This window comes from Rhizobium sp. No.120, assembly GCF_054558365.1.
On record NZ_BAAJNQ010000001.1, the window covers coordinates 1,129,456 to 1,138,386 of the forward strand.

9 protein-coding genes are annotated in these 8,931 nt (G+C 58.3%); 7 read left to right on the forward strand and 2 right to left on the reverse strand.

What is annotated here, in order from left to right; translation table 11 throughout:
- Positions 1–107: 107 nt before the first annotated feature.
- The 3 genes from tmk to ACYJRZ_RS05640 all read left to right on the forward strand — a co-directional run bounded on the left by tmk (position 108) and on the right by ACYJRZ_RS05640 (position 3,014).
- Positions 108–785, forward strand: coding sequence for a dTMP kinase (gene tmk / locus ACYJRZ_RS05630; RefSeq protein ID WP_459456858.1), 678 nt, complete (start codon positions 108–110; stop codon positions 783–785).
- Positions 782–1,813, forward strand: a complete 1,032-nt coding sequence (locus tag ACYJRZ_RS05635) for a DNA polymerase III subunit delta' (protein WP_459456860.1) — start codon at positions 782–784, stop codon at positions 1,811–1,813. The genes tmk and ACYJRZ_RS05635 overlap by 4 nt, the downstream gene beginning before the upstream one ends.
- 247 nt (positions 1,814–2,060) lie before the next feature.
- Positions 2,061–3,014: an NmrA/HSCARG family protein gene (locus tag ACYJRZ_RS05640; protein ID WP_459456862.1), complete on the forward strand. Its 954-nt coding sequence runs from the start codon at positions 2,061–2,063 to the stop codon at positions 3,012–3,014.
- Between the two features lie 17 nt (positions 3,015–3,031).
- Here ACYJRZ_RS05640 and ACYJRZ_RS05645 read toward each other — a convergent pair whose 3' ends face one another.
- Positions 3,032–3,952, reverse strand: a complete 921-nt coding sequence (locus ACYJRZ_RS05645; RefSeq protein ID WP_459456864.1) for a LysR family transcriptional regulator — start codon at positions 3,950–3,952, stop codon at positions 3,032–3,034.
- 123 nt (positions 3,953–4,075) lie between these two features.
- Complete coding sequence (locus ACYJRZ_RS05650; RefSeq protein ID WP_459456973.1) at positions 4,076–4,819, reverse strand: sulfite exporter TauE/SafE family protein; 744 nt, start codon at positions 4,817–4,819, stop codon at positions 4,076–4,078.
- Positions 4,820–5,126: 307 nt separating this feature from the next.
- Here ACYJRZ_RS05650 and metG point away from each other — a divergent pair, with 307 nt between their 5' ends.
- Genes metG through ACYJRZ_RS05670 form a run of 4 tightly spaced genes read left to right on the forward strand, consistent with a single transcriptional unit; the run spans position 5,127 to position 8,791 of the window.
- A complete protein-coding gene (metG, locus tag ACYJRZ_RS05655; protein WP_459456866.1) occupies positions 5,127–6,680 on the forward strand; it encodes a methionine--tRNA ligase in 1,554 nt (517 codons plus the stop codon).
- An 8-nt stretch (positions 6,681–6,688) separates the two neighbouring features.
- Positions 6,689–7,471: a TatD family hydrolase gene (locus tag ACYJRZ_RS05660; protein WP_459456868.1), complete on the forward strand. Its 783-nt coding sequence runs from the start codon at positions 6,689–6,691 to the stop codon at positions 7,469–7,471.
- A 4-nt stretch (positions 7,472–7,475) separates the two neighbouring features.
- Positions 7,476–8,303, forward strand: coding sequence for an MBL fold metallo-hydrolase (locus ACYJRZ_RS05665; protein ID WP_459456870.1), 828 nt, complete (start codon positions 7,476–7,478; stop codon positions 8,301–8,303).
- On the forward strand, positions 8,300–8,791 hold the full coding sequence (locus ACYJRZ_RS05670; protein ID WP_459456872.1) for a YbaK/EbsC family protein: 492 nt from the start codon (positions 8,300–8,302) through the stop codon (positions 8,789–8,791). The genes ACYJRZ_RS05665 and ACYJRZ_RS05670 overlap by 4 nt, the downstream gene beginning before the upstream one ends.
- Positions 8,792–8,931 lie beyond the last annotated feature (140 nt).

Below are 8,931 nucleotides of genomic sequence, written 5' to 3' on the forward strand. Positions count from 1 at the left end.
AGTGGCGGACACCAGGACATGCATAGTTCCACCTGGACATGTCTTGGGTTAAACAAGAGCGTATCGCGTGCCGACTGACGGCACGCGAAAAGTGCAGGACATGATCATTGGCTGATGCAAACGGATTATTCGTAAGCTTCGAAGGCGGCGAGGGGGCTGGAAAATCCACCCAGATTCGTTACCTGGCTGAACGGTTGCGCGAGCGTGGCCACGAGGTGCTTGTCACACGCGAGCCCGGCGGATCGCCGGGCGCGGAGGCGGTGCGGCATGTCCTGCTTTCGGGTGCCGCTGAAATGTTTGGCACGCGCATGGAGGCCATTCTCTTTGCTGCTGCCCGCAACGATCATGTCGAAGATGTCATTCGTCCGGCGCTCGCGCGCGGCGCTATCGTGCTTTGCGACCGGTTCATGGATTCCTCGCGCGTCTATCAGGGTGTGACCGGCAACCTCGAGCCCGATTATATCGAAGCTCTGCAGAGGGTCGCCGTCAACGGCGTTATTCCGCATTGCACGCTAATCCTCGACATTCCTGCCGAAGTCGGTCTCGAGCGTGCGCGCAAGCGCGCCTCCGCCGCGGCCGCACCCGATCGCTTCGAGAAGGAAGAGATGCAGACCCACGAGAAGCGCCGCGAGGCGTTCCTCGACATTGCCGCTCGAGAGCCCGAGCGTTGTTACGTCATCGATGCTCAGAAGCCGGAAAACGAGATCGCCGCTGAAATCGCCGGGATCGTCGACAAGCGGCTCGGTGCAGCCAATATCGCCGCAGGATCGGAAGCGGCGCAATGAGCGATGAACGTCCGGGCGTCCTCGACGGCGCTATTCCTCCGCAAGACAATGCGAAGCTCTTCGGCCATGAAGAAGCCGAAGCCTTCCTTGCGCAATCCTATCGCTCCGGCAAGGGTCACCACGCCTTGCTGATCGAAGGGCCTGAGGGCATCGGCAAGGCGACGCTTGCCTTTCGTTTCGCCAATCATGTCCTCTCCCATCCCGATCCGGCGTCCGCACCGGAGACGATCGGCGATCCCGATCCGGCATCGGTCGTCTCCAGGCAGATTTCTGGCGGGGCATCGCATAATCTATTGCATTTGAGCCGGCCGGTCGACGACAAGACGGGCAAGATGAAATCCGCGATCACCGTGGACGAGGTGCGGCGTGCCGGAAAGTTCTTTTCGCAGACCTCGGGTACGGGCAATTGGCGGATCGTCATCATCGATCCCGCCGACGATCTCAACCGCAGTGCGGCCAATGCGATCCTGAAGATCCTCGAGGAGCCGCCGAAGCGCGCTCTGTTTCTCGTTCTATCGCATGCGCCGGGGCGGCTTCTGCCGACGATTCGCTCGCGCTGCCTGCCTTTGAAGCTCGCGCCGCTCGGCAATGACGCCTTGCGCATGGCGCTCGAAAATCTTGGCGTACCGGCCGGGCAGGGGGGGGAATTGCTCTCCGCTGCCAAGGGAAGTGTCAGCGAGGCGCTCAAGCTTTTGAACTACGGCGGCGGCGAGATCATCGAAGCGTATCGGCAGGTGCTTTCGGCAGATGGACCTGCGGCCCGCAAGGCAATGCACCGCCTCGCCGACGCGCTTTCCGGCAAGGATAGCGACACGATCTTCGGCTTCTTCCTGTCGCATATCGGCGACGACATCATCGAGCGCGCGCGCGCTGCGGCGCTTGAGGGCTCGATTTCGACGGCCGAAAGGCTGGCCCGCTTGCATTCCGAGACGACAGAGCGGCTGAACGTATCGCAAGCCTATAATCTCGATCGTAAGCAGACCCTGATTACCATTCTCGGCGAGCTCAAACAGCAGCTTTCGGCGTAGCTTCCCATGGAATTTCCGGAAATGAAAACTTGCCGCACTCCTCAGTTTTGCGGCGAGAGAGATGCTGCGGATTATCAAAAGCGATATATCCAAAAAACGGCATAATGTAATTCATTGCCAGCGTGTAGTGCGCTGCGATCCGGTCTCCTACCTTCATGGTTAGACGGACCGTATCGCAGTTGAAGTGATCGGTCTCATGTGAAGGTGCCGCTGCTCTTCGGCTGCGGAATTGGATTGGAGACTAACCATGACACTAGATGATAAACCGTTGATCGCAATTGCCGGGGCGACCAGCAAACAAGGTCGGAGCGTGGCGACGACGCTGCTTCAAAGTCAACGCTTCCGCGTCCGTGCGCTTACTCGAGCCAAGGATTCGCCCACAGCTCGCGCGCTGCAGGCGTTAGGGGCGGAAGTCGTAACGGTGCCGCTCGAACTCGGCCGGACAAAGGAACTCGTGTGTGCTTTCGAAGGTGCTTCCGGCGCCTTCTTGATGACACCTCCCATTGCGCCGCCGGACAGGAGCGAGGCGCCGCTTGGCCGGCAATTGGCCGATGCCGCCGTGGAGGCCGGTGTCGGCCACGTAGTCTTCAGCACGCTGGAGAATGTCGAAAAGATCACAGGCGGAACGAAGTATGCGCCACACTTCACCGACAAGGCGAAGGTTGCCGATTATATCCGCGGACTCCCTGTCTCGCACTCCTTCGTCATGCTCGCGTTCTTCTACACCAACCTGCTCGAATATTATGTTCCTCGGTATGATGGCGACACGCTCCTATTGGCAATCTATCTGCCGGAAGACTTCGCCGCGCCTTTCGTCGATCCGTTGACGGCCACGGGTCCTGTCGTCCTAGAAATCTTTTCCCATCCCGAACGCTACAACGGAAAGACGCTTCCGATCGTTGGCGATGTCATTTCACCGCGTGAAATGGTCGATACCTTCCGGCGCGTAACGGGTCTGAAAGCCGAATATCGGAATGCCTTTTCCAGGGACGGCCTCCTGCGGTATTTTCCGGATTTCGCCGCCAACGAGCTGCTCGTCCGCGAGACTTTAGGGATGGTCGAATATGCCGTCGAATATAGCTATTTCAGTGGAGAACATGATCTCGGCTGGAGTCGCCGCTTAGATCCAGAGACGTTGAACTGGGAACAATTTTTGCGAACCACAGGCTGGCGCGGTGAAAAGCGAGCGTTCGGACTTTGAGGCCGATTGCTTATCTCTCAGTCAGCAGCGATGCCCGGCATCTTCTTTAACTCCGTGACGAGAAAATCGACCAGTAGCCTTACGCGAGCGACGCCTGCTCGTTCTGGAACAACGAGCAGGCTGAGGGGAACCGCATCAAGGTCGTAGTCGTCGAACAGAACTTCGAGCGTACCGGCGTCCAGCAGATCCTGAACCAGCCAGAGGTGAGCGGGACCGATGCCGCGGCCGGCCGCGAGAGCAGCTCGAGCAGCGAGGCCGTGATCGACCCGCAGCATTCCGCTCACCGGAACCACCAAACGCATCCCATTCGGATCAAACAGAATAAGCTGATCGCTTCCGGCAATGTTGGACATTACCACACTATCATGCTGCGAGAGATCGGCGGGACATGTGGGCCGCCCCTTGCGGCGAAAATAATCTGGCGAACCCACGAGCCTTCGATGGCTTTTTCCGATGGAAACGAGCTTCATGGCGTCATCTGCGATCGGCCCTAGACGCAGAGCGATATCAATCCCCTCCCGAGCAAGATCGATGCGCTCATCCGTGAGATTGAGATCTATCCTGATCTCCGGATATCGGTTCTGAAAATCGAAAATCATCCGCGTGACATGCATGACGCCGAGAGCGGCAGTGCAGGAGAGGCGAACGGCGCCTGCCGGCGACCGCCGCGCATTTCTTGCTTCTTCGGTTGCCTGATCGACAAGGCGCAGAATCTGCAGGCAGTTCGCATAGTAGCGGCTGCCTTCCTCGGTGAGCGTGACGCGGCGTGTGGTTCTTCCGAGAAGAGGGACGCCGACGGCTTCCTCCAACTCGTTGATATGGCGGGTTACCGTCGATTGACCGAGGCCAAGTTCTCGCGCGGCGGCCGACAAACTACCGCGTTCGACAACCCGGACGAAGGTCCGCATCCGATCCAGGGAAAGGCCTTGATCATCCATTTTTTGGCAAAATCAGCTTCATTACTTCTTATAAGCCGATCAATAGCCTTTGGCTACGGCACACGTTTCACAGTGAACGTGTTTCCCATCCACTTCCAAATTCGGCATCAAGTTCAGCGCCACCTAGGGAAAGATCAGCTTCCAGGCAACGATTGCGAGCGTCACGGCAAGGATGATGCGCACGGAGCGCTCGTGCAGGCGAGGGGCGAGCAGGCTGCCGGCGACGATACCCGGAATTGATCCCAGCAATAGGGCGAACAGCATCGTCCAGTTGATCTCGCCGATGAACCAATAGCCCATGCCGCCGATCAAGGTCAGCGGCACGGCATGGACGATATCGGAGCCGACAATTTCGCGGACATCCGTTTGCGGATAGAGCACAAGCAGGACGGTGACACCGAGCGCGCCCGCGCCGACCGAGGTCATCGTGACGAGAATCCCGAGCATCAGGCCGAGGATGACTGTCAAGAGAGCAATGTTGCGCGGCGATATCATGCCGCGCTCGCCGCGCCATTTGCGGATGACTTCGATGATCTGGCCTCGAAAAATCAGCATCAGCGCCGTCAAAAGCAAAAGGCAGCCCAATGACAGGGTGATGGCATGGGCAACGGCGGGGCTCTCGCGATTGACGCCGGTCATGATCCAGAGCATGGCGAGCGCTGCCGGAACGCTGCCTGACGCTAGAAGGCTCACAACCTTCCAATTGACGCGTCCATGCATGCCGTGCACGGCCGTTCCAGCCGTCTTGGTGATTGCGGCATAGAGTAGATCCGTACCAACGGCCGTTGCTGGATGGACGCCGAAGAGAAGCACGAGCAGGGGGGTCATCAGCGAACCGCCGCCCACCCCTGTAATGCCTACAAGCATGCCGACGAAAAAGCCGGAAAAGGAATAGAGCGGTTGAAAGGAATTGATCAAACTCAAATTCACGGCCTCTTGAAGCCGTTAGGCAGACCAATACATAAAACGACGAAATCCACGGCCATGTCTGTCCTGCGTTCTACTTGCCCGCAGTGGGTAAAGGCGAGGCGGAGCCGAGTCAAGCAAAGCGCCATCCTGAAGTTCCGAATGCTGCGCGCGCGAAACTTGGTGTTTCGCTCATGGCAAACATGCGCTAAAGCGAGCGGAGCAAGAATAACTGCGACGTAACAGTAAAAGCGGGCCACTGCCTCACATGACCGAAAAAACTCCGTTCTACATCACCACCGCGATCGCCTATCCTAACGGCAAGCCGCATATCGGCCATGCCTATGAGCTGATCGCCACCGATGCGTTGGCCCGATTCCAGCGCCTCGATGGCCGCGATGTCTTCTTCCTGACGGGTACGGACGAGCATGGCCAGAAGATGCAGCAGACAGCGCGGGCCGAAGGCATGGAACCGCAGCAGCTCGCCAATCGCAATTCCGATGAATTCCAGGCGATGGGCAAGCTGCTGAATGCGTCGAACGACGACTTCATCCGCACGACGCAGCCGCGCCACCACACGACATCGCAGAATATCTGGAACCTGATGGCCGATGCTGGCGACATCTACAAAGATTCCTATGCCGGCTGGTATTCGGTCCGCGACGAAGCCTATTACCAAGAGAACGAAACCGAGCTGCGCGCCGACGGCGTACGCTACGGGCCTCAGGGCACGCCGGTCGAATGGGTAGAGGAGGCAAGCTACTTCTTCAAGCTCTCCGAATACCAGGACCGGCTGCTGAAGCACTATGAGGAAAATCCGGATTTCATCGGTCCGGCCGAGCGTCGCAACGAAGTGATCTCTTTCGTGAAGTCCGGCCTCAAGGATCTGTCGATCTCTCGCACGACCTTCGACTGGGGCATCAAGGTGCCGAACGACCCGTCGCACGTCATGTATGTCTGGGTCGACGCTCTGACGAACTACATCACGGCGACCGGCTATATCGAAGACCGCAACAATCCGCGGGCGAAATACTGGCCTGCCGATCTTCATATTATCGGCAAGGACATCATCCGCTTCCACGCCGTCTATTGGCCGGCCTTCCTGATGTCGGCGAAGCTGCCGCTGCCGAAGCGCGTTTATGCCCACGGCTTCCTGCTCAACAAGGGCGAGAAGATGTCGAAATCGCTCGGCAACGTCGTCGATCCGGTCAATTTGGTGAACCATTTCGGCCTTGATCAGGTGCGCTATTTCTTTCTGCGCGAAGTCTCCTTCGGCCAGGATGGCAGCTACAGCGAAGAAGCGATCGGCACGCGCATCAATTCCGATCTCGCCAATGGCATTGGCAACCTTGCCAGCCGCTCGCTGTCGATGATTGTCAAGAACTGTGACGGGCAAATTCCGGAATGCGGTCCGCTGACCGACGAAGACAAGGCGCTTTTGGCTCAGGCCGACGCGTTGCTTGCCTCGACTCGCGAAGACATGGGCAAGCAGCTGATCCATCGCGCTCTCGCTTCCATCATCGCAGTGGTTTCCGAAACCGACCGCTATTTCGCGAGCCAGGAACCCTGGGCGCTGAAGAAGACCGACCCGGCGCGCATGGCGACTGTGCTCTATGTCACGGCCGACGTCGTGCGCCAGATCGGCATTCTGCTGCAGCCCTTCATGCCGGAATCCTCTGGGAAACTGCTGGATCTCATTGCAATCCCTGCCGACAAGCGTGATTTTGCAGCACTCGGCGAGGCAGGTCGCCTCGTTGCCGGAACGCCGCTGGAAGCCCCGAAGCCGGTCTTCCCGCGCTATGTCGCGCCGACCGCCGAATAAGGTTTTCCATGCTGATCGATACGCATTGCCATCTGGATTTTGCCGATTTCGAAGAGGAGCGCGACGCAATCGTCGCGCGCGCTCACGAGATGGGCGTCAAGCAGATGGTCACCATTTCGACAAAGGTCAGGAAGCTCGACGGATTGCTTGCGCTGACCGAGCGTTATCCGTCGGTTTTTTGTTCTGTCGGCACCCATCCGAACAGCGCCGACCAGGAGTTGGACATCCAGACGGAAGATCTCGTGCGGTTAGCAAATCAGCACGAGAAGATCGTGGCGATCGGTGAGGCGGGTCTCGATTACTTCTACGATACCGTCAAGCCTGAAGACCAGAAGACCGGCTTCCTGCGCCATATCGCTGCTGCGCGCGAAACACAGCTGCCGCTCGTCATTCACAGCCGCAGCGCCGATGAGGATATGGCCGCGATCCTGACGGAGGAAACAGGGAAGGGGGCTTTCCCCTTTATCCTCCACTGCTTCTCCGCCGGCCCTACCCTTGCCCAGACCGGCGTGGAGCTTGGCGGCTATATCTCCTTCTCCGGCATCCTGACCTTCCCGAAATCGGAAGAGCTGCGTGAGATCGCCAAGACAATCCCGCACGACCGGCTGCTGGTCGAGACCGACGCGCCTTATCTCGCGCCGAAGCGCTGGCGCGGCAAGCGTAACGAACCGTCCTATGTCGTCAACACGGCCGAGGTGCTGGCCGACACGATCGGCGTCAGCATGGACGAGATCGCCGACATCACCACGGAAAACGCCTTCCGCTGCTTCTCCAAGATGACGAGGGTCTGACGTCGTGACATACCGGCGGCGCTTCACCATTTTGGGCTGTTCATCGTCGCCGGGCGTTCCGCGTATTACCGGCGATTGGGGCGCCTGCGACCCGAAAAACGCAAAAAACCGCCGCACCCGCGCTGCCTTTCTTGTCGAGCAGATCGCACCGGATGGCGGCATTACCACCGTCGTTATCGATACCGGTCCGGATTTCCGCGAGCAGATGATCCATGCTGGGGTCAGCTCCATCGATGCCGTGCTCTATACGCATGCGCACGCCGACCATATTCACGGCATCGATGATCTGCGCGGCTATTTCCATATTTCGAACGAGCGCATCCCGATCTATGCCGATCCGCCGACGATGGATCGTATTCGCGAAGGCTTCCGCTACTGCCTGGAAACGCCAGCCGGGAGCAGCTATCCGCCGATCGTGCGCCCGGTGCTGATTGAGAGCCTTGAGACAAGTTTTGTGATCGAAGGGGCAGGCGGTCCGATCCGCTTCTGGCCGCATAAGCAGATACACGGTGATATCCATTCCCTGGGTTTCCGTATCGGCAAACTCGCTTATTGCAGCGATATCAGCGACTTCCCGCCAGAATCGATAGAAAAGGTTCAAAACCTCGACATCTTGATCATCGATGCATTGCAGTATCGGCCGCATCCAAGCCATCTCTCATTGGAGCAATCGCTCGAATGGATCGAACGCCTGACGCCGAAACATGCCATCTTGACCCACATGCATACGCCGCTCGATTATGAAACCGTGCTGGCTGAAACGCCCGATCATGTCGAGCCGGCCTACGATCAGATGCAGATCGAACTCGACGTGGAGGACGCCGATCTATGAGCGAAGATATCAAGAAGATTTCCAGCTTGGAACGCGTCGAACTTGCGGCGCGCATGCTGGGGCTAGACATCTCGATCAAGCGCATGGAGCAATCGACGCGGACCGCGGAAGAAGCTGCCAAGGCCGCAGGATGTGCCGTGGGCCAGATCGTGAAATCTCTGGTCTTCGTCAATGCCGACACCCATGCGCTGACGCTGCTTATTGTTTCCGGCGCGCATAATGCGGACACCGCTTATATTGCAGCGGCTTACGGCGTTCGGCTGAAGCGTGCTGATATCGATCGCGTCCGCGACGAGACCGGCTTTGCGATCGGCGGCGTCGCACCGATCGGCCATCTCGTCGATCTGCCTGTCTTTATGGACGAGAACCTTTTGACTTACGATCAAGTCTGGTGCGCTGCCGGGCGGCCCGACAGCATTTTCGCATGCAATCCGATGACATTGGCCGAGAAGATTACTGCCAAGGTGATCCGCATCAAGGCGAGTTGAGATAGCGGGATGATTCTGATTATTAGGGCCATTGCGATAAGGGCTGAGATCAGCGCTCTGGACATCGCAACAGTCTGAAACAAAAAGAAAATTCGGTTTTCCTTACCTGAGAGAGATTGGAAATAGTTCCATAATCTATC